This is a genomic window from Mycobacterium sp. ACS1612 (genome assembly GCF_001667505.1).
In the GTDB taxonomy this organism is placed as follows: Bacteria; Actinomycetota; Actinomycetes; order Mycobacteriales; family Mycobacteriaceae; genus Mycobacterium.
The window spans coordinates 207,690-224,711 of the sequence record NZ_LZHZ01000054.1 but is presented as its reverse complement, the minus strand read 5'-3'; the positions used below and the strand labels follow the sequence as shown (position 1 = coordinate 224,711).

At 66.3% G+C, this 17,022-nt stretch carries 18 protein-coding genes and 1 pseudogene; 11 read left to right on the top strand and 8 right to left on the bottom strand.

What is annotated here, in order from left to right; genetic code table 11:
• Positions 1-410 (bottom strand): aminotransferase class III-fold pyridoxal phosphate-dependent enzyme (locus A5724_RS22285; RefSeq protein ID WP_156752403.1); only part of this gene is annotated, 410 nt, incomplete at its 3' end.
• Positions 407-928: an Lrp/AsnC family transcriptional regulator gene (locus A5724_RS22280; RefSeq protein ID WP_067807227.1), complete on the bottom strand. Its 522-nt coding sequence runs from the start codon at positions 926-928 to the stop codon at positions 407-409. The genes A5724_RS22280 and A5724_RS22285, both read right to left, overlap by 4 nt.
• A gap of 123 nt (positions 929-1,051) precedes the next feature.
• On the opposite strand from A5724_RS22280, the gene A5724_RS22275 reads away from it, so the two are divergent.
• The 7 genes from A5724_RS22275 (at position 1,052) to A5724_RS22245 (ending at position 8,469) form a co-directional block, all read left to right on the top strand.
• Positions 1,052-2,557, top strand: coding sequence for a gamma-aminobutyraldehyde dehydrogenase (locus A5724_RS22275; protein ID WP_067807224.1), 1,506 nt, complete (start codon positions 1,052-1,054; stop codon positions 2,555-2,557).
• A 100-nt stretch (positions 2,558-2,657) separates the two neighbouring features.
• A complete protein-coding gene (locus A5724_RS22270) occupies positions 2,658-3,326 on the top strand; it encodes a TetR/AcrR family transcriptional regulator (protein ID WP_067807221.1) in 669 nt (222 codons plus the stop codon).
• Positions 3,327-3,459: 133 nt separating this feature from the next.
• Positions 3,460-4,311, top strand: a complete 852-nt coding sequence (locus A5724_RS22265; RefSeq protein WP_067807219.1) for an ABC transporter substrate-binding protein — start codon at positions 3,460-3,462, stop codon at positions 4,309-4,311.
• A gap of 14 nt (positions 4,312-4,325) precedes the next feature.
• Positions 4,326-5,117 (top strand): amino acid ABC transporter permease, encoded by a 792-nt coding sequence (locus A5724_RS22260; RefSeq protein ID WP_067807216.1) that lies wholly within the window; start codon positions 4,326-4,328, stop codon positions 5,115-5,117.
• 23 nt (positions 5,118-5,140) lie between these two features.
• Positions 5,141-5,917, top strand: a complete 777-nt coding sequence (locus A5724_RS22255) for an amino acid ABC transporter ATP-binding protein (RefSeq protein WP_067807294.1) — start codon at positions 5,141-5,143, stop codon at positions 5,915-5,917.
• Between the two features lie 17 nt (positions 5,918-5,934).
• Positions 5,935-7,521, top strand: a complete 1,587-nt coding sequence (locus A5724_RS22250) for a gamma-glutamyltransferase family protein (RefSeq protein WP_232004934.1) — start codon at positions 5,935-5,937, stop codon at positions 7,519-7,521.
• 9 nt (positions 7,522-7,530) lie between these two features.
• Positions 7,531-8,469, top strand: coding sequence for a sigma-70 family RNA polymerase sigma factor (locus A5724_RS22245; RefSeq protein WP_067807214.1), 939 nt, complete (start codon positions 7,531-7,533; stop codon positions 8,467-8,469).
• On the opposite strand, the pseudogene A5724_RS22240 reads toward A5724_RS22245, so the two are convergent.
• The 5 genes and pseudogenes from A5724_RS22240 to sdhC all read right to left on the bottom strand — a co-directional run.
• A pseudogene (locus A5724_RS22240) lies at positions 8,405-9,040 on the bottom strand (carboxymuconolactone decarboxylase family protein); the annotation flags it as partial. The gene A5724_RS22245 and the pseudogene A5724_RS22240 overlap by 65 nt on opposite strands.
• 14 nt (positions 9,041-9,054) lie before the next feature.
• Positions 9,055-9,831 (bottom strand): succinate dehydrogenase iron-sulfur subunit, encoded by a 777-nt coding sequence (locus A5724_RS22235; RefSeq protein WP_067807209.1) that lies wholly within the window; start codon positions 9,829-9,831, stop codon positions 9,055-9,057.
• Between the two features lies 1 nt (position 9,832).
• A complete protein-coding gene (gene sdhA / locus A5724_RS22230; RefSeq protein WP_067807206.1) occupies positions 9,833-11,587 on the bottom strand; it encodes a succinate dehydrogenase flavoprotein subunit in 1,755 nt (584 codons plus the stop codon).
• A 14-nt stretch (positions 11,588-11,601) separates the two neighbouring features.
• Positions 11,602-12,096 (bottom strand): succinate dehydrogenase hydrophobic membrane anchor subunit, encoded by a 495-nt coding sequence (locus A5724_RS22225; RefSeq protein ID WP_067807204.1) that lies wholly within the window; start codon positions 12,094-12,096, stop codon positions 11,602-11,604.
• Positions 12,093-12,521, bottom strand: coding sequence for a succinate dehydrogenase, cytochrome b556 subunit (gene sdhC, locus A5724_RS22220; protein ID WP_082965197.1), 429 nt, complete (start codon positions 12,519-12,521; stop codon positions 12,093-12,095). Before sdhC ends, A5724_RS22225 begins: the two co-directional genes overlap by 4 nt.
• 243 nt (positions 12,522-12,764) lie before the next feature.
• Here sdhC and A5724_RS22215 point away from each other — a divergent pair, with 243 nt between their 5' ends.
• From A5724_RS22215 to A5724_RS22200, 4 genes are all read left to right on the top strand, one after another.
• On the top strand, positions 12,765-13,190 hold the full coding sequence (locus tag A5724_RS22215; RefSeq protein WP_067807198.1) for a cytidine deaminase: 426 nt from the start codon (positions 12,765-12,767) through the stop codon (positions 13,188-13,190).
• Positions 13,191-13,271: 81 nt separating this feature from the next.
• Positions 13,272-13,757 carry a DUF2231 domain-containing protein gene (locus A5724_RS22210; RefSeq protein WP_067807195.1) on the top strand — a complete coding sequence of 162 codons (486 nt, stop codon included), beginning with the start codon at positions 13,272-13,274 and terminating at the stop codon, positions 13,755-13,757.
• Between the two features lie 37 nt (positions 13,758-13,794).
• Positions 13,795-15,096 (top strand): thymidine phosphorylase, encoded by a 1,302-nt coding sequence (locus A5724_RS22205; protein ID WP_067807192.1) that lies wholly within the window; start codon positions 13,795-13,797, stop codon positions 15,094-15,096.
• On the top strand, positions 15,093-16,181 hold the full coding sequence (locus A5724_RS22200; RefSeq protein WP_067807189.1) for an adenosine deaminase: 1,089 nt from the start codon (positions 15,093-15,095) through the stop codon (positions 16,179-16,181). The genes A5724_RS22205 and A5724_RS22200 overlap by 4 nt, the downstream gene beginning before the upstream one ends.
• On the opposite strand, the gene A5724_RS22195 is transcribed toward A5724_RS22200, so the two are convergent.
• Entirely contained in the window at positions 16,178-16,996 is an 819-nt protein-coding gene (locus A5724_RS22195) for an alpha/beta fold hydrolase (protein ID WP_067807186.1), read from the bottom strand. The genes A5724_RS22200 and A5724_RS22195 overlap by 4 nt on opposite strands.
• Positions 16,997-17,022: the final 26 nt, after the last annotated feature.

Below are 17,022 nucleotides of genomic sequence, written 5' to 3'. Positions count from 1 at the left end.
TTGAAGTAGTTCTTGGCCAGCTTCCACGCCGACTCGACGGCCTCGCCGCCGCCGGTGGTGAAGAACACCCGGTTCAGGTCACCAGGCGCGTAGTTCGCCAGGCGTTCGGACAGTTCAATCGCACTCGGTGTGGCATAGGACCACAGCGGGAAGAACGACAGAGTCTCAGCCTGCTTGGCCGCGGCCTCGGCCAGTTCCTTGCGGCCGTGGCCCACCTGGACGACGAAAAGTCCTGAGAGGCCGTCGATATAGCTCTTGCCCTTGTCGTCGTAGATGTATACGCCCTCGCCGCGGGTGATGATCGGCGGCGTGATGCCCTCGCCGTGCCGCGCGAAGTGACCCCACAGATGCCGGGCGGCTCTTGCTCCTAGGTCGGTTGAAACTTCTTGTGTGATATCGGTAGTTGTCATCTCGTACCCCAATTGTATTGCTGCTTAACAAGTCTCAGATAAACAAGCGTTTCTGTGGATATCACTCCCGGCAATGCGCGGATTTGGGTGTTGAGTAAATCGAGAAGGTCGTCGTCGTCCTCGCAGACCACCTCGACGATGGCGTCGAACGAGCCCGCGGTCAGCACCACGTAGTCGACCGATTCGATGGCCGCCAACTTCTCGGCCACCCGGGTGGTGTCCCCGGTGCATCGGATGCCGATCATCGCCTGGCGGGCGAAGCCCAACTGCATCGGATCGGTGACCGCGACGATCTGCATGACGCCCGCGTCGACCATCCGCTGCACACGCTGGCGCACCGCGGCCTCGGACAGGCCGACCGCCTTGCCGATGCCGGCATACGACCGGCGGCCGTCCTGCTGCAATTTCTCGATGATCTGCTTCGACAATTCGTCGAGCTGGAACGCCGCGCCGGGTCGGGACTGGTTGACGCGGAACGACACGGGGCCCATCGGTTGCGTTGCACCCGGGTTAGCCATGCCAGAGATTGTGCACGGAATCCGTCGTTACAAGCAACCGTGACCATGAATTCCCTCGTTTAAAGGCCCCTGCGCGGAAGGAATGCGTAGCCGAGCCGATGCGCGTCGGCTAGCGTTTGAGCCATGACTCTGCTTCCTTCCAAGACCGTAGCTACCAGCCTGGCAGGCAGCTGGATCGATGGCGCCCCGGCGGTCACCGGCGGCAGCCTGCATCAGGTGATCAACCCCGCCACCGGGGAGCCGACGGCCGAATACGCGCTGGCCGCCCCCGCCGATGTGGACCGTGCCGTGGCGTCCGCGCGCGCGGCCCTCTCCGAGTGGGCGACGGCGACGCCTGCGGACCGGTCGGCCGTGCTGGCCAAGCTCGCCAAGCTCGCCGACGATCACGCCGACGACCTGGTGGCTGAGGAGGTCAGCCAGACCGGCAAGCCGGTGCGGTTGGCCAGCGAGTTCGACGTGCCGGGCAGCGTCGACAACATCGACTTCTTCGCGGGCGCGGCCCGTCATCTGGAAGGCAAGGCCACCGCGGAGTACTCCGGCGATCACACGTCGAGCATCAGACGGGAGGCCGTCGGCGTCGTCGGCACCATCACGCCGTGGAACTACCCGCTGCAGATGGCGGTGTGGAAAGTGTTGCCCGCCTTGGCTGCAGGCTGCACCGTGGTGATCAAGCCCTGTGAGCTCACGCCGCTGACCACCCTGACGCTGGCACGGTTGGCCAGCGAGGCCGGGTTGCCCGACGGCGTGTTCAACGTCGTCACCGGCGCCGGTTCCGACGTCGGCACGGCGCTGGCCGGACACCGCGATGTCGACGTGGTGACGTTCACCGGGTCGACGGCGGTGGGCCGCAAGGTGATGGCCGCCGCGGCCGTGCACGGCCACCGCGTGCAACTGGAGCTGGGCGGCAAGGCGCCGTTCGTGGTGTTCGACGATGCGGATCTGGACGCCGCGGTGCAGGGCGCGGTGGCCGGATCGCTGATCAACACCGGGCAGGACTGCACCGCCGCTACCCGCGCGATCGTGGCCCGCGAACTCTACGACGACTTCGTCGCCGGGGTGGCCGAGGTGATGGGCAAGGTCGCCGTCGGCGACCCGCACGACGCCGACACCGACCTCGGCCCGCTGATCAGCGAGGCGCACCGTGACAAGGTCGCGGGCATGGTGGCCCGCGCACCCGGTGAGGGCGGGCGGATCGTCGCAGGCGGCGCCGCACCCGACCGGCCGGGTTCGTTCTACATGCCGACGCTGATCGCCGATGTCTCCGAGCAGTCGGAGGTCTACCGCGACGAGATCTTCGGTCCGGTGCTGACCGTGCGGGCGTTCACCGATGACGACGACGCGATCCGGCAGGCCAACGACACCGATTACGGTTTGGCGGCTTCAGCGTGGACGCGCGACGTGTACCGCGCGCAGCGCGCATCGCGCGATATCAAGGCGGGCTGCGTGTGGATCAACGACCACATCCCGATCATCAGCGAGATGCCGCACGGCGGCGTCGGCGCCTCGGGCTTCGGCAAGGACATGAGCGACTACTCGCTCGAGGAGTACCTGACCATCAAGCACGTGATGAGCGATATCACCGGTGTCGCCGACAAGGATTGGCACCGAACGATTTTCACCAAGCGCTGACCGGACGAACGTTCCTTACCGCTCGAGTTTTTGTCGATTTTTCGAGCGGTAAGGAACGTTCGGCGGTGGGGTGCCAAAGGTTCGGTGACACAATCGAGCCGTGAAGTATGGGCAGGGTTGGCAGCCAGCCCCCGTCGACTGGGCGTCGACGAGGGGCCGCATCCTGCTTGCTGCCTCCGGGTTGTTCGCCCGCCGTGGCTACTTCGGTACCTCCACCCGTGACATCGCCGACGCGGTGCAGATCAGGCAACCGTCGCTGTTTCATCACTTCGAGGCCAAGCACGAAATCTTCCGCACGCTCGTCGAATTGGACCTCGGCCCGTCGATAGACCGGGTCCGCAGCCGCATCGCCGAGCATTCGACGTGGGCGGAGAAGCTTCACTTGACGATCGCCTGCGATGTACAGGAGGCGCTGCTGCAGCCGTTCGACACCCGTGGCCTGTATCAGGACGCCGTGCTCGGCCTCGACGAATTCGCCGACGAGCGGGCGGGTATCGCGCTGTTCCACGAGTTGGTCGAGCGGCTGATCACGGGCGGCCGACAGGCCGGTGAGTTCGTGGTCTTCGAGCCGAGCTTCGTGCAGCGTGCGGTGAACGGTGTGCTGTTCGAAACGGTTCGGGAGCAGGGCGGCCCCGGCGGTCGCATCAGGGCGCACCGGCCGATGCAGGCCGCGGACTTCGTGGTGCGGGCGCTACTCGTCGACGGGACCAGGCTCGACCAGGTCCGCGGTGTCACACAGCAGCGCCTCGGTGAGCTGGCAACTCGTTAATTCTGTGCAACAAAGCGGACCAAACCTGGCAGAAGGCTGGCCTATCGGCCGATAGGAGCCTATCGTCTGATAGGCCCGCGTGTGGCGAGCGTCACTTCGACACCCGCCCAACCGCCCAAGTCCAGGAGGAACCGTGAAGAAGTCCGCCCTTGCCGGTGTCATCCTCGGCATCGTTGCCCTCGCTCTGACCAGTTGTTCGTCTTCGTCCGACCACGCGGCATCGACCAGCACCGGGCCCGCGAAGGTCGCCCCGCCGGCGATTCTGCAGGCGGGCACCCTGAAGATCTGCACCGAAAACGACGGTACGCCGCCGAGCGTCTACCACGACGAGACCGGCGCCCTGGTGGGCAGCGAGGTCGATCTCGGCAAGGCCATCGCGGGCAAGCTCGGGCTCACCCCGCAATTCGTCGAGTCCGCATTCGCCGCCGTCATCCCGACCCTGCAAGCAAAGCAGTGTGACGTGATCATGGCCCAGCTGTACATCAAGCCCGAGCGCGAAAAAGTCGTCGACTTCGTGCCCTACATCTGGTCGGGCACCGGAATCGCAGTGTCGAAAGCACATCCCGTCGCGATCACCGGTTTGGACGACAGCATGTGCGGCAAGAAGGTGATCGTCGCGGTCGCGACGACGGCCGAATCGCTGTCGCAGGAACAGTCCGACAAGTGCACGGCCGCAGGCAAACCCGGCGTCGATATCACCCGCAACAGTCACGCTGACGTCTCTATCCAACAGGTGCAGAACGGCCAGGTCGACGCCTACCTCGACACCGCCGAATCGCTGGGGTACTACGCGACCAAGACGGGCGCACAGATCCAGATGGCAGGCCAGCCCTTCGGCACCATCAAGATCGGCGCGGCAACGCTAAAGGGAAATGCCCAGCTGCACAACGCGATCCAGGACGCGCTCAGCCAGATGGAAGCCGACGGCAGCTACAACAAGATCCTCGAACAGTGGGGTCAGACGGACCTGAGTATCAACAGGTGATCGGCGGGTTTTAGATGCACTTCGATTGGCAGTTCTTCTGGAAGAGCCTGGTGACGCCCAGCGCGCCATTTCTCAACGGGCTGATGCTCACCATCGTGATCTCGATAGTGGCAATGGTTTTGGCCACCGTCCTGGGGCTGATCGTCGCGCTGATGCGACGGTCGCGCTACGCGGGTCTGCGGTGGTGTGCCAGCATGTACATCTGGGTCATCCGCGGGACGCCGCTACTGGTCCAGTTGGTGCTGATCTACACCGGGTTGGCCGCCGTCGGCCTCTACCAGTTCCACGACGTCTCGCTGCTCGGCTTCTCGGTCAAGGCTGCGGTGCAGGCCGCGATCCTCGGGCTGATGATCAACGAAAGCGCCTATATCGCTGAAATCATCCGCGCCGGACTGGATTCCGTGCCGAAGGGACAGTTCGAGGCGGCGGCGTCGCTTGGGATGAAGCCCGGCAAGGTGATGCGGTGGATCATCGTGCCGCAGTCGCTACGGGTGATGGTGCCGCCGCTGGGCAACTCGTTCAACGGCATGATGAAGACCACGTCGGTGTTGTCCGTGATCGGGGTCAGCGAGATGTTCCTGGTCACGCAGTCGATCAGTTCCTACACCTTCCACACGTTCGAGATCTTCATCGTCGCGGCGATCTATTACCTCGCGCTCACCACGATCTGGACCTTCATCCAGGCGGACATCGAGAACCGGTTGGCCCGCCAGTTGGGCATCGAGCAGCGGGTCAGGATCACCCAACGGCTTCTCGGCGCCCGTCGCGCGGCAGCCTCGGCCCCGGTCCTGCAGGCGCACGGATGAGCGCGAACGCGAAGGAGTCGGCCATGAGTGCCACCACGGGATCGACGGCCCCTATCGTTTCGGTCCGGCGGGCGTCGCGCACCCTCGGCGGCCGCAAGGTGCTCGACGACGTCTCACTCGACGTGATGCGCGGGCAGGTCGTCGTCCTGATCGGACCGTCGGGTGCGGGCAAGACGACGCTGCTGCGTTCAGTGAACCACCTGGAAACCGTTGACAGCGGCGAGATCGTGGTCGACGGCGTGCCGATCGGGCACCGGGACAGCACCAGCAAGAAGAAGGTCAGCACCAGCGAGCTCGCCCGCCGCCGCCGCGAAATCGGCTTCGTGTTCCAGCACTTCAACCTGTTTCCGCACATGACGGCCGTCGAGAACGTTTGGAACGGCCCCGTCCGGGTGCTCGGGACGCCGAAGGAGAAGGCGCGCCAGGATGCATTGGATCTGCTGGAGCGGGTCGGTCTTGCGGACAAGGCCGAGTCGCGACCCAGCCAGCTGTCAGGTGGTCAACAACAACGGGTCGCGATCGCCCGGGCGTTGGCGATGCGGCCCAAGGTGATGCTGTTCGACGAACCGACCAGCGCGCTCGACGTCGAGATGGTCGGCGAGGTGCTCGCGGTGATGCGGGAACTAGCCAAAGAGGACATGACGATGATCGTCGTGACCCACGAGATGCGGTTCGCCCGCGAGGTGGCCGATCGCATCGTCGTGATGGACGCGGGCCGCATCATCGAGGACGCCCCGCCCGCCCAACTGTTCGGCAACCCCCAGCACGAACGCACCAAGGCGTTCCTGTCCACCATCTAGTGAGGAGTCCTTCCAACGTGTCCAGTCCGTCGACGTCGTTCACCGGTGCGCTCGCCAGCCCCCACGCGTTGGCGACCGAGGCCGGCATGCGGGCTTACCGCGACGGCGGCAACGCGATCGACGCGGCCATCTCCGCGGCCGCCGTGCTCACGGTCGTGTATCCGCACAACGTCGCGCTCGGCGGTGACCTGATCGCGCTGGTGCGCACCCCGGATGGGGCAATCGACTGTGTGAACGCATCGGGCTGGGCGGGCGCCGCGACCGACGCCGCCGGCCTGCGGGGACGGCACGGCGACTGGTTACCGGCCCGCGGCGCCGACGCGGTGACGGTGCCCGGCGGCATCCGCGGTTGGGAGGCGTTGCGCCGCTTCGGTGCCCGGCTGTCGTGGGAACACACCCTGCGCGCGGCGGAGGATGCGGCGAAATGCGGTGTCGCGGTGGCGCCGTCGCTGGCCACCCACATCGCCGATGCCGAGAATGCCGACCTGCACGGCAGCGGGGATTTCGACAGGGTCTTCCGACCGGGTGGTCGGAACCTGCGCGCGGGTGACGCCCTTGTGCAGCATGCGCTGGCCGACTCGTTCGCAGAATTGCGCGACGTCGGCCCGGATACCTTCTACGCGGGCGCACTCGCCGAGCAGTCGGTCAAGTATCTGCGGTCCCACGGATCCGTGCTGACGGTCGACGATTTCGCCGAATTCCAACCGGAAACGACGGCGCCGATCACGGCGGATTTCGGCGCCGTCACGGTGCTGACAAGCCCGCCGAACACGCACGGTTTCCTGCTGCTTCGCGCGCTGCGCGCGGTGGAGGACGTCGGCATCGCCGGTCCGCTCGGCGACGGATTGGGTGCATTGATGCGAATCTTCCACCGGGGCAACGCGTTACGGGAAACAGAGCTGGGCGATCCGCGGTACGTCTTCGTCGACGTCGACGCGCTGGTGAACAAGGGCCTCGACGAATCAGCGGAAATCGGTGCGGCACGGACCGGTCCGGGGCTGGTGCCGCACGGTGACACAGTCGGCGTGGCGGCGGCCGACGCCGACGGTTACGCGGTGTCGTTGATCCAGAGCGTGTACCACGCCTTCGGGTCGGGCCTGATCGACCCCGCCACCGGGATCCTGTTCCACAATCGCGGCACGAGTTTCTCGTTGGATGACACCTCGCCGAACGTGATCGCGCCACGCAAACGGCCCGCCCACACCCTGATGCCGGTGATGACGACCGATAGGGGCAAGTTGCGTCATGTGCTCTCGACGATGGGTGGTCAGGGCCAACCGCAGATCCTCGCGCAGGTGTTGTTGCGTGCGCTCGAGGGGGAGGGCGCGGAGGCCGCGGTCAGCGCGCCCCGTGCCGTGGTCGGTCTTCAGGCCGACGGCGGCACAATGGATTCGGTGATCGCAGAAGCCGATCTGCAACCCGCGGCGGTGGCCGCTATCGAGCGCGCAGGCCTGACGCCGACGACCGTCGCCGCGCACACCGAGAACCTCGGCCAGACGAACGTCGTCTTCGTCGACGACACCGGTGCGATGACCGCGGCATCGGATCCCCGGTCGGACGGCGCCGCGGTCGTCACGCACTACCCGCGTTTCACCAAGCCATAGACTCGTTGCATGACCGCAAGCACGCGGGTCGACGAGTTCGAGGAGTTACGCCCGCACCTGCTGGCCGTCGCGTATCGGCTCACCGGCACGGTCGCCGATGCGGAGGACGTCGTGCAGGACGCATGGCTGCGGTGGAGCGGCGCATCGGAGACGGTCAACGACCTGCCGGCGTGGCTGACCACCGTGGTGAGCAGGCTGGCGTTGGACCGGTTGCGCTCGGCCGCCAAGCGGCGCGAAACCTATGTCGGCGAATGGCTGCCGGAACCGGTGGTCACCGGCCTCGAGGGCGACGACCCGCTCGCGGCGGTGGTCGCAGCCGACGACGCCCGGTTCGCGGCAATGGTGGTGCTCGAGCGGTTGACGCCGGATCAGCGGGTGGCCTTCGTGCTGCACGACGGCTTCGGAGTGCCGTTCACCGATATCGCCGCGGTGCTCGACGTGAGCGACGCTTCAGCCCGGCAGTTGGCGTCGCGAGCGCGCCGGGCGGTGTCGTCTGCGCCGCCGGCAGTGACCGACCACTCACACAGCGAGGTGGCCGGCTCGCTGATGGCCGCGATTGCCGAAGGAAACATGGAAGCCGTTGTGCGCCTGCTACATCCGGATGTCACCTACACGGGCGACGCCAACGGCCGGGCGCCCACCGCAGCGCGGGTGATCGTCGGCCCAGACAAGGTGGCCAGGTTCCTGTTCGGCCTGGCCCGCCGCTACGGGCCGAACTGGCCGGCAGGCGCTCAGTTGGCGCTGGTCAACGGTCAGGTCGGCTCCTATACCGAAGGCGCACCGGCCCGCGACGGCTATCCGGCGCTGATGCCGCGGATCACCGCGATGGCTGTGCGCGACGGAAAGGTCTGCGCCGTTTGGGATATCGCCAATCCCGAGAAGTTCACCGGCTCCCCGCTTGGTGCTCCTCGGTCGCCCACGGCACACGGCAAGCATCACCGGAATTGAAGCCCTGCTCGGTGATGCCCAGCGCCGAGTACATGCGTGCCCGCATGTTCTCCACGCCGATCTGATAGGTCAGCTCGATCACGCCATCGTCGCCGAAGCGCTTCCGAAGGTCGGCGACCTGCTCGTCGGTGACTGAGTGAGGGTCGGTCGTCATCGCATTGGCGTAGGCGATCGCCGCCCGCTCGTCGTCGGTGTAGCGCGGTGAGGTCGCGTAGTCGTCGATCTCCTTGAGGCGGTCGACGTCGAGGCCGTCGAGTCGCTGCAGCATCGCGCCGAAGTCGACGCACCATGAGCAGCCGATCGTGCGGGCGGTCCAGAATACGGCGAGCTCGCGGACGTTCTTCGGCAACTTCTTCGAGCCCGAGTCCAGCAGCGTCTCGTGCACGGCGTTGGCCACCAGCAGGCGGGGATGGTGCGCGGCGACGGTGAACGGCTCGGGCACCTCACCGAACCGCCGCTTGGCCACCCGGTACATGACGCGGGTCAGCAGGCCTGCCTGCTTCGGGGGAACGGGCGCGATGCGGGTTGTTTGTGTCATACCCGTTAGACGAGACAGCCCCCGGAAGTGTGACACCCGAAATCGCTCTAGCGCGCGAACATCAGCGCGCGCTTGACCTCCTGGATGGCCTGCGTCACCTGAATGCCGCGCGGGCAGGACTCCGTGCAGTTGAACGTCGTGCGGCAACGCCACACGCCGTCCACCTCGTTGAGGATGTCCAGTCGCTCGGCGGCGCCCTCGTCGCGGCTGTCGAAGATGAACCGGTGCGCGTTGACGATCGCGGCTGGGCCGAAATACGAACCCTCGCTCCAGTACACCGGGCAACTGGTGGTGCAGCACGCGCACAGGATGCACTTGGTGGTGTCGTCGTAGCGCATCCGGTCGGTCTGGCTCTGAATGCGTTCGCGGGTGGGCGGATTGCCGCTGGTGATCAGGAACGGTTTGACGGCGCGGTAGGCGTCGAAGAACGGCTCCATGTTGACCACGAGGTCCTTCTCGACGGGCAGACCGCGGATCGGCTCGATCGTGATGGTGAGCTGCTTACCGGGCTTCTTGGGCAGCATGTCGCGCATCAGCACCTTGCACGCCAACCGGTTCACGCCGTTGATCCGCATCGCGTCCGAGCCACACACGCCGTGGGCGCACGACCGCCGGAACGTCAGCGTGCCGTCCAGGTACCACTTCACGTAGTGCAGCAGGTTGAGCAATCGGTCGGTGGGCAGACACGGGACGCGGAAGCTCTGCCAACCGGCGGCGTCAGGGTCCTCCGGGTTGAAGCGGGCGATCTTCAGCGTGATCATCACCGCACCCTCGGGCACCGGCGGTGCGGCGCCCTCGGTGGTGTCGACAGCTGGTGCGCTCATATCAGTACTTCCGTTCCATCGGCTCGTACCGCGTCATCACCACCGGCTTGTAATCCAGCCGGATATCGGACAGCAGCTCGCTGCCCTCCTTGTAGGCCATGGTGTGCCGCATGTAGTTGGTGTCGTCGCGGTTCGGGTAGTCCTCGCGGGCGTGTCCGCCGCGAGATTCCTTGCGGTTCAACGCGCCGACGACCGTCACCTCGGCGAGCTCGAGCAGGAAGCCCAGCTCGATTGCCTCGAGTAGGTCGCTGTTGTAACGCTTGCCCTTGTCGTGCACCGAGATTCGGGCATACCGCTCCTTCAAAGCGTGGATGTCCGTCAACGCCTGCTTCAACGTCTCCTCAGTGCGGAACACCGCGGCGTTGTTGTCCATCGACTGCTGCAGGGCGGTGCGGATGTCGGCGACGCGCTCGTTGCCGTGTTCGGACAAAATGTCGCCCACCCAGCCGACCACCATGCCCGCCGGATCCGACGGCAGGTCGACATGGTCATGGCCCAGCGCGTAATTCGACGCGACAATGCCCGCACGACGGCCGAACACGTTGATGTCCAACAGCGAGTTGGTACCGAGCCGGTTGGCGCCGTGCACCGAGACGCAGGCGCATTCACCCGCCGCGTACAGACCCGGCAGCGGTGTGGTGTTGTCGCGCAACACCTGTCCGCTCACGGTCGTCGGGATGCCGCCCATCACGTAGTGACACGTGGGGTACACCGGCACCAGCTCCTTGACCGGGTCGACGCCCAGGTAGGTGCGGGCGAACTCGGTGATGTCGGGCAGTTTGGTGTTGAGCACGTCCTCTCCGAGATGGCGGACGTCGATGTAGACGTAGTCCTTGTGCGGGCCAGCGCCGCGGCCCTCGAGTACCTCCCGCACCATCGAGCGGGCGACGATGTCGCGCGGCGCCAGGTCCTTGATGGTCGGGGCGTAGCGCTCCATGAACCGCTCGCCCTCGGAGTTGAGCAGAATGCCGCCCTCGCCGCGCACCGCTTCGGAGATCAGAATGCCAAGGCCCGCAAGGCCTGTCGGATGGAACTGGTGAAATTCCATGTCCTCCAACGGAAGTCCCTTGCGGAACACGATGCCGAGGCCGTCGCCGGTCAGCGTGTGCGCGTTGGAGGTTGTCTTGTACATCCGGCCCGATCCGCCGGTGGCGAGCACAATCGCCTTGGCGTGGAAGACGTGGATGTCACCGGTCGCCAGTTCGTAGGCGATGACGCCGGTCGCGACGGGGCCTGCGGCGGTCTCGGTGAGCGCCAGGTCCAGCGCGTAGAACTCGTTGAAGAACTGAACGTCGTGCTTGACGCAGTTTTGGTACAGCGTCTGCAGGATCATGTGGCCGGTGCGGTCGGCGGCGTAACAGGCCCGCCGCACGGGCGCCTTACCGTGGTCGCGGGTGTGCCCGCCGAACCGGCGCTGGTCGATGCGGCCCTCAGGGGTGCGGTTGAACGGCATCCCCATCTTCTCGAGATCGAGCACCGCGTCGATGGCTTCCTTGCACATGATCTCGACCGCGTCCTGGTCGGCGAGGTAGTCGCCGCCCTTGACGGTGTCGAAGGTGTGCCACTCCCAGTTGTCCTCTTCGACGTTGGCCAGCGCGGCGCACATTCCGCCCTGCGCGGCGCCGGTGTGCGAACGCGTCGGGTAGAGCTTGGTCAGCACCGCGGTGCGCACACGCGGTCCCGCCTCGACGGCCGCCCGCATACCCGCGCCGCCTGCGCCGACGATGACGACGTCGTAGCGATGTTCAATCAGCATTGATCAGCTCCGGTTCACGAGATGTTCGCGTCGAAGGTCACCAGCACATAGGTGCCCAGCACCAACGTGAAGCCTGTCACCAGCAACAACAGCGAATTCAGATAGAACTTGGTGATGTTTTTACGGGCGTAGTCGCCGATGATGGTGCGCATGCCGTTGGCGCCGTGCACCATCGCGAGCCACAGCAGGGCCATGTCCCAGATCTGCCAGAACGGCGACGTCCACCGCTGTGCCACGTAATTGAAGTCGATGCGGTACACGCCACCGTCCCAGACCAGCCCGATGAACAGGTGGCCCAGCGCCAGCACCACCAGTGCGACGCCGGAGAACCGCATGAACAGCCACGCGTACTTCTCGAAGTACGGGATGCCCCGCGGGCGACGCGGCGCGCGCGGATGGTCGAGGCTGGCCGGCCGGTCGTGCTCTTTCTCCTGAACGGGAGCCAGTCGGCCCTCGCGGTGATGTGGGGTCCACTGCGTTCCCGCCGCCCCACCCGATGTCTCGGTCATAGGAATCGCTCCGCCATGTGCATGCCGATGACGCCGAGCGTCGGGATCATCACGGCGAGCCACACGCCCGCCACGATCCACAACATCAGTTTTTGATAACGCGGTCCGTGCTGCCAGAAGTCGATGAGGATGACGCGGATTCCGTTGAGGGCGTGGTAAAGCACCGCCGCGACGAGGCCGATCTCCATCAGGCCGACGATCGGCGTCTTGTAGGTGTTGATGACCTCGTTGTAGGCCTCGGGGCTGACCCGCACCAGCGCCGTGTCCAGCACGTGCACCAGCAGGAAGAAGAAGATGGTGGCTCCAGTGATGCGGTGCAGCACCCAGGACCACATGCCCGGATCACCGCGGTACAGGGAACGCCTGCGCGACGGATGGGGTTGCGGGGCCGGCACTGCCGGGCCCGTGGATGTCGCAGTACTCATCTGGCCTCCAACGCCATCGGTGGACGCTTGGGCTCGGAGCCGTACCGGCGGCGACATCCGGCTCGGCTGGAAAGAACCTGCCCAAACCTCGGGGCGACTCTAAACCCAGTTGTACAGCTAAACGAACTACGGTTTAGCCGTCTACATGGTCAAAAACGCGAAAGTTAGGGTTACCTATTCCGAGTGGCGGCCGAAGGGCCACATCTTCGGAATGCATTCAGAATCGACCCCTGCGAGGTTGCGATGACATCCGAGATCGATTGGAAGATGTTGCGGCACAAGGCAACTGAGGCCTCAGCTCACGCCTACGCGCCGTATTCCGGGTTCGCGGTCGGTGCGGCCGCGCTGGTTGACGACCACCGATTGGTGGCCGGCTGCAATGTGGAAAATGTCTCATATGGCCTAGGTCTCTGTGCCGAGTGTGCTGTGGTCTGCGCGCTGCATTCCAGCGGCGGCGGCCGGCTGATCGCGCTGTCGTGTGTGGACTCGACCGGCGAGGTGCTGATGCCATGCGGGCGCTGCCGGCAGGTGCTTCTCGAACACGGCGGACCCGAACTGCTGATCGATCATCCGCTGGGTCCTCGGCCGTTGAGCGCGCTGCTTCCTGACGCGTTCGGGCCGCAGGACCTGGCCCGCGTCAACGAGCCCGCGCACGAAGAAACACCGTGACCGGCTTCACATTTAACCCGTTTGAGGCGGCGACGCCCGGGTAGTCCTGTGCCGTCACTCATGCGCATAAGGAGGCGGCACATGGAGAGTCGGGCCAAGGCATTGGGGCACGCGATCCATCCCATGCTCATTCCATTTCCGCTTGGCCTGCTGGCCACTGCGGTCGTATTCGACATCGTCTACCTGGCGACCGACCGCAGTGGGTTCGCGGTGGCATCGGGCTACATGATCGGGGCGGGCATCATCGGCGGATTGCTGGCGGCGCCGTTCGGCTGGATCGACTGGTTCAAGATCCCGGCGGGCACCCGGGCCAAGAGCATCGGACTGGTGCACGGCGTGGGCAACATCGTGGTCGTGGTGTTGTTCGCGGTGAGCTGGCTGCTGCGGGTCAGCAACGGCTGGGATCCCACGGCGTGGGCGTTGGCGTGCAGCTTCGTTGCGGTGGTGCTGGCCGTCGCGACCGCGTGGATGGGCGGCGAACTGGTCGAGCGTCTGGGCGTCGGCGTCGACGAGGGTGCGGCCATCGATGCGCCGAGCTCGTTGAGTCACCGGCACGTGACCGCCTAGCCGAAGTCTGTTGACCGTCACCGGTAACGTAAAGCCGGTGACGGCGTTCACATTTGATGCCCCGACAGTCATCAGGACAAAGCGCGACGGCGGCGTGCTCTCGGACGCCGCGATCGACTGGGTGATCGACGGCTACACCACCGGACGGGTGGCCGACGAGCAGATGTCGGCGTTGTTGATGGCGGTCTACCTGCGCGGCATGACGGGTGCCGAGATCGCCCGCTGGACCGCCGCGATGGTGAACTCCGGTGAGCGGTTGGACTTTACGGATCTGCGGCGTGACGGCAAGCCGCTGGCACTGGTGGACAAACATTCGACGGGCGGGGTCGGCGACAAGATCACCATCCCGTTGGTGCCGGTCGTGATGGCGTGCGGGGGAGCGGTGCCGCAGGCGGCCGGACGCGGCCTCGGGCACACCGGCGGCACCCTCGACAAGCTGGAGTCCATCGCGGGTTTCACCGCGGAGATCTCCAAAGCCCAGATTCGCCAACAACTTTGCGATCTCGGCGCGGCCATCTTCGCCGCCGGTGAGCTGGCACCCGCCGACCGCAAGATCTACGCGCTGCGCGACGTCACCGGCACCACCGAATCGCTGCCGCTGATCGCGAGCTCGGTGATGAGCAAGAAGATCGCCGAGGGCAGTCGCGCACTCGTGCTCGACAGCAAGGTCGGCAGCGGCGCGTTCCTGTCCACCGAGGCCGAGTCCCGCGAACTGGCCCGCACGATGGTGGAACTGGGTACCGCGGAGGGCCTGGTGACCCGTGCGCTGCTGACGGACATGGAGACGCCACTGGGCCGCACGGTCGGCAATGCCGTCGAGGTGGAGGAATCGCTGGAAGTGCTCGCAGGCGGGGGACCCGCCGACGTGGTGGAGCTGACGCTGGCGCTGGCCACCGAGATGCTGGACGCGGCGGGCCTGGACGGCGTCGACCCCGCGCAGACGCTGCAGGACGGGTCGGCGATGGACCGGTTCCGTCAGCTCGTCGCCGCCCAAGGCGGAGATTTGTCCCGACCGCTGCCGATCGGTGCGCATTCCGACACCATCACCGCGCCGCGCGATGGCACGATGGGACTCATCGATGCGATGGCGGTGGGTCTTGCGGTGTGGCGGCTCGGGGCGGGCCGCTCTGTGCAAGGTGAGCGGGTCCAGTTCGGCGCCGGGTTGCGCATCCACCGACGGCCAGGGGAGCCCGTCACCGCAGGTGAAGCCTTGTTCACCCTGTACACCGACACGCCGGAGCGGTTCGAGGGCGCGATGTCCGAACTCGACGGCGCGTGGAGCGTCGGCGACGACGCGCCGCCGGACCGGCCGCTGATCATCGATCGGATCCTCCCGTGAGCACCCCACTGAATCTCGAGTCGATCAGGCAGGCCCCGAAGGCCTTGCTGCACGACCACCTCGACGGCGGCCTGCGTCCCTCTACGGTGCTCGAACTTGCCGGGACCACGGGTTACGACGAATTGCCCGCCATGGACGTCGACCAGCTTGCGGCATGGTTCCGCACCGCCGCGCACAGCGGGTCGCTGGAACGCTACCTGGAACCGTTCGCACACACCGTCGGGGTGATGCAGACACCGGAGGCGCTGCATCGGGTGGCCTACGAGTGCGTCGAGGACCTGGCCGCCGACAACGTCGTCTACGCCGAGATCCGGTTCGCACCCGAGTTGCACATCGACCGCGGGCTGTCGCTCGACGCAGTCGTCGACGCCGTGCTCGCCGGATTCGCCGACGGTGAAAAAGCCGCAAGCGCGGAGGGACGAGGCATCACCGTGCGCTGTCTGGTGACCGCGATGCGGCACGCGGCACGCTCACGTGAGATCGCCGAACTGGCCATCCGGTTCCGCGACAAGGGCGTCGTAGGCTTCGACATTGCGGGCGCCGAGGCGGGATATCCGCCGACACGGCATCTGGACGCATTCGAGTACATGCGAAGCAACAACGCGCGCTTCACAATTCACGCAGGCGAGGCGTTCGGCCTGCCGTCCATCCACGAGGCCATCGCGTTCTGCGGTGCCGACCGATTGGGCCACGGCGTGCGGATCGCCGACGACATCACCGTCGGACCCGACGGCGCCGCGCACCTGGGCAGGCTGGCAGCGCTGTTGCGGGACAAGCGAGTTCCGTTCGAGATGTGCCCCTCGTCGAATGTGCAGACCGGCGCCGTCGGCAGCATCGTCGAGCACCCGTTCGACCTGCTGGCCCGGTTGCGGTTCCGCGTGACCGTCAACACCGACAACCGGTTGATGAGCGACACCACGATGACCCAGGAGATGCTGCGTCTGGTCGAGGCGTTCGGCTACGGGTGGAGCGATCTGCAGCGATTCACCATCAACGCGATGAAGTCGGCGTTCATCTCGTTCGACGAGCGACTGTCGATCATCGACGACGTGATCAAACCGCGCTACGCCGTGCTCGTCGGCTAGCCGAGCACGGTCCGCAGCGTGTCGGCGAATTCCATTGGCGCGCCCATGAATCCGCCGTGGTCGCCCGGAAACTCGACCGGGGCGACACCGAGCAATTCTGCCACCGCGATCGAGGTGCGGTAGGTCAGCAGTTGACGCGAGTCGACGCCGACGCCGATCACCACGTGGGCCGGGCTGCTGGTCAACGCGTCGAAGTCGGGCACGAACCGCGTCGTCGGGCGCAGGTCGATCTCGAAGAACCGGGCGCTCTGCCGAATATCGTCGTCGGACGGTTCGGCCGGCTCGGGCGGCGCATCGCCGGGTGACACGTCGAATCCGGCGTTGCGCATGAAGTGCATCCACGCGGCGCCGAACCCGTGGCGGTGAAAGGTGTCGATGATCGCCTCGGTGGCCTCCCGTTGTTCGGCGGCGTCGGGCAGCAGTTCCAGCAGCGGAGGTTCGTGCGCGACGAGGGTGCGCACGCGTCCTGGATGCCGGGCGACCAACGCCAGGCCGGTGACCGCACCGCCGCTGGATCCGAACACGTCGGCCGATTCAGCCTGCAGGTCGTCGAGGATCGCGATGACGTCGCCGGCGCGCTGTTCGACCGTCGACGCCGCTTCCTGCTCCTCGACCGGGCTGTCGGCGTAGCCGCGGGGGTCGAAGGTGACGACCGTGTGGTCGACGGCCAGCGCGTCGGCCAGCGGCGCGAACTCTGCGGACGCCATCGGCGAACCGGCGACGAGCACCAGCGGGCCACTGCCCCGGATCTCGTAGTGCAGGCGGGCGCCGGGGACATTGACGGAACGGACGGTGGGAGTGCTAGGCACGGTCATACCGGTGCAGACCGCGGCCAGGCGCG

What these genes read in the sequence shown, in the direction of transcription:
- A5724_RS22280 (WP_067807227.1), bottom strand. Translation starts at nt 928, where the DNA reads ATGGCTAACCCGGGTGCAACGCAACCGATGGGCCCCGTGTCGTTCCGC.
- A5724_RS22275 (WP_067807224.1), top strand. Translation starts at nt 1,052, where the DNA reads ATGACTCTGCTTCCTTCCAAGACCGTAGCTACCAGCCTGGCAGGCAGC.
- A5724_RS22260 (WP_067807216.1), top strand. Translation starts at nt 4,326, where the DNA reads ATGCACTTCGATTGGCAGTTCTTCTGGAAGAGCCTGGTGACGCCCAGC.
- A5724_RS22255 (WP_067807294.1), top strand. Translation starts at nt 5,141, where the DNA reads ATGAGTGCCACCACGGGATCGACGGCCCCTATCGTTTCGGTCCGGCGG.
- A5724_RS22245 (WP_067807214.1), top strand. Translation starts at nt 7,531, where the DNA reads ATGACCGCAAGCACGCGGGTCGACGAGTTCGAGGAGTTACGCCCGCAC.
- A5724_RS22235 (WP_067807209.1), bottom strand. Translation starts at nt 9,831, where the DNA reads ATGAGCGCACCAGCTGTCGACACCACCGAGGGCGCCGCACCGCCGGTG.
- sdhA (WP_067807206.1), bottom strand. Translation starts at nt 11,587, where the DNA reads ATGCTGATTGAACATCGCTACGACGTCGTCATCGTCGGCGCAGGCGGC.
- A5724_RS22225 (WP_067807204.1), bottom strand. Translation starts at nt 12,096, where the DNA reads ATGACCGAGACATCGGGTGGGGCGGCGGGAACGCAGTGGACCCCACAT.
- sdhC (WP_082965197.1), bottom strand. Translation starts at nt 12,521, where the DNA reads ATGAGTACTGCGACATCCACGGGCCCGGCAGTGCCGGCCCCGCAACCC.
- A5724_RS22215 (WP_067807198.1), top strand. Translation starts at nt 12,765, where the DNA reads ATGACATCCGAGATCGATTGGAAGATGTTGCGGCACAAGGCAACTGAG.
- A5724_RS22210 (WP_067807195.1), top strand. Translation starts at nt 13,272, where the DNA reads ATGGAGAGTCGGGCCAAGGCATTGGGGCACGCGATCCATCCCATGCTC.
- A5724_RS22195 (WP_067807186.1), bottom strand. Translation starts at nt 16,996, where the DNA reads ATGACCGTGCCTAGCACTCCCACCGTCCGTTCCGTCAATGTCCCCGGC.